Origin of the sequence: Acidomonas methanolica (genome assembly GCF_004346035.1) — a bacterium.
In the GTDB taxonomy this organism is placed as follows: domain Bacteria; phylum Pseudomonadota; class Alphaproteobacteria; order Acetobacterales; family Acetobacteraceae; genus Acidomonas; species Acidomonas methanolica.
Genome location: NZ_SLZN01000063.1, coordinates 1 through 2500, shown reverse-complemented (window position 1 = coordinate 2500; position 2500 = coordinate 1). Strand labels below are relative to the sequence as shown.

The following is a 2500-nucleotide window of genomic DNA, read 5'->3' as shown; positions in this document are numbered from 1 at the left end:
GACCTGAAACCGGATGCCTACAAGCAGTCGGAGCCTCTTATGGGGTGACGGCGTACCTTTTGTATAATGGGTCAGCGAGTTTCTGTTTGCAGCGAGCTTAAGCCGGTAGGTGTAGGCGTAGCGAAAGCGAGTCTGAAGAGGGCGCATGAGTTGCTGGCAGAAGACCCGAAACCGAGTGATCTAGCCATGGCCAGGCTGAAGGTGCGGTAACACGCACTGGAGGGCCGAACCCACGCCTGTTGAAAAAGTCGGGGATGAGCTGTGGCTAGGGGTGAAAGGCCAATCAAACTCGGAGATAGCTGGTTCTCCGCGAAATCTATTGAGGTAGATCGTCAGGTGTTGACCCCGGGGGGTAGAGCACTGGATGGGCTAGGGGGGCCCAAAGCCTTACCAAACCTAACCAAACTCCGAATACCCGGAAGTTTAGCCTGGCAGACAGACGGTGGGTGCTAAGGTCCATCGTCGAGAGGGAAACAGCCCAGACCACCAGCTAAGGCCCCCAAATCGTGGCTAAGTGGGAAAGGATGTGGGGATTCCAAAACAACCAGGAGGTTGGCTTAGAAGCAGCCATCCTTTAAAGAAAGCGTAATAGCTCACTGGTCTAATAGAAACCCTGCGCCGAAAATGTAACGGGGCTCAAGCCACGTGCCGAAGCTGTGGGTGCATTCTATGAATGCGCGGTAGCGGAGCGTTCCGTAGGCCTGCGAAGGAGACGAGGTGACTCTCTCTGGAGGTATCGGAAGTGCGAATGCTGACATGAGTAGCGACAAACAGTGCGAGAAACACTGTCGCCGAAAGTCCAAGGGTTCCTGCGCAAGGTTAATCCCCGCAGGGTGAGCCGGCCCCTAAGGCGAGGGCGAGAGCCGTAGTCGATGGGAACCAGTTGAATATTACTGGGCCTGCCAGAAGTGACGAATGCGAGATGTTGTCCGGGCTTAATGGATTGTCCGGGCTTTTGGAGCATTCCGGGAAACAGCTCTGGCGTATAGACCGTACCCGAAACCGACACAGGTGGACTGGTAGAGCATACCAAGGCGCTTGGAAGAACGATGCTGAAGGAACTAGGCAAATTGCTCGTGTAACTTCGGGATAAACGAGACCCGTTTGTGGGCAACCATGGGCGGGTGGCACAGACCAGGGGGTAGCGACTGTTTAGTAAAAACACAGGGCTGTGCGAAGTCGAGAGACGACGTATACGGCCTGACGCCTGCCCGGTGCCGGAAGGTTAAAAGGAGATGTGAGAGCATTGAATTGAAGCCCCGGTAAACGGCGGCCGTAACTATAACGGTCCTAAGGTAGCGAAATTCCTTGTCGGGTAAGTTCCGACCTGCACGAATGGCGTAACGACTTCCCCACTGTCTCCAGCATCGATCCAGCGAAATTGAATTCCCCGTGAAGATGCGGGGTACCCGCGGTCAGACGGAAAGACCCTATGAACCTTTACTGCAGCTTTGCAGTGGCATCAGGAAAATTTTGTGTAGGATAGGTGGGAGGCTTTGAAGCATGGGCGCCAGTCTGTGTGGAGCCGACCTTGAAATACCACCCTGACTTTTTCTGCTGTCTAACCGCGACCAGTAAGCCTGGTCCGGGACCCTGCATGGCGGGCAGTTTGACTGGGGCGGTCGCCTCCCAAAGTGTAACGGAGGCGCGCGATGGTGGGCTCAAGCCGGTCGGACATCGGCTGTTGAGTGCAATGGCATAAGCCCGCCTGACTGCGAGAGTGACAGCTCGAGCAGAGACGAAAGTCGGCCATAGTGATCCGGTGGTCCCACGTGGACGGGCCATCGCTCAACGGATAAAAGGTACTCTAGGGATAACAGGCTGATCTCCCCCAAGAGTCCACATCGACGGGGAGGTTTGGCACCTCGATGTCGGCTCATCACATCCTGGGGCTGGAGCAGGTCCCAAGGGTTCGGCTGTTCGCCGATTAAAGTGGTACGTGAGCTGGGTTTAGAACGTCGTGAGACAGTTCGGTCCCTATCTGCCGTGGGTGTATGAGACTTGAGAGGATTTGTCCCTAGTACGAGAGGACCGGGATGAACAGACCTCTGGTGCACCGGTTGTCGCGCCAGCGGCACAGCCGGGTAGCTAAGTCTGGACGGGATAACCGCTGAAAGCATCTAAGCGGGAAACCCACCTCAAAACGAGGTCTCACAGGGCCGTGCAAGACCAGCACGTCAATAGGCCGGGTGTATACGCGCAGCAATGCGCTCAGCTAACCGGTCCTAATCGCCCCTATCGCTCACCACATCACCGCCTCAAACGAGACGGTAAAACACACATGCACAGCAGTCATCCACGCAAAAAATCTCCTCTCACCACAGCACCACCCTCCACACCACCCAATCAAAACAGGGTGGACCCATCGATCTGGTGGCCATGGCGGGAGCAAATCACCCGATCCCATCCCGAACTCGGCCGTCAAATGCCCCAGCGCCCATGATACTCTGCCTCAAGGCACGGAAAAGTCGGTCGCCGCCAGATCAATCAGTCCAGCCTG

General features: G+C 56.2%; 2 rRNA genes (1 of these 2 cut by a window edge). Both read left to right on the top strand.

Annotated elements, in window-relative coordinates:
• Positions 1-2249, top strand: a 23S ribosomal RNA gene (locus tag EDC31_RS17010); it begins 486 nt to the left of the window's first position.
• A 120-nt stretch (positions 2250-2369) separates the two neighbouring features.
• A 5S ribosomal RNA gene (gene rrf, locus EDC31_RS17005) occupies positions 2370-2484 on the top strand.
• The last annotated feature ends 16 nt before the right edge of the window (positions 2485-2500 follow it).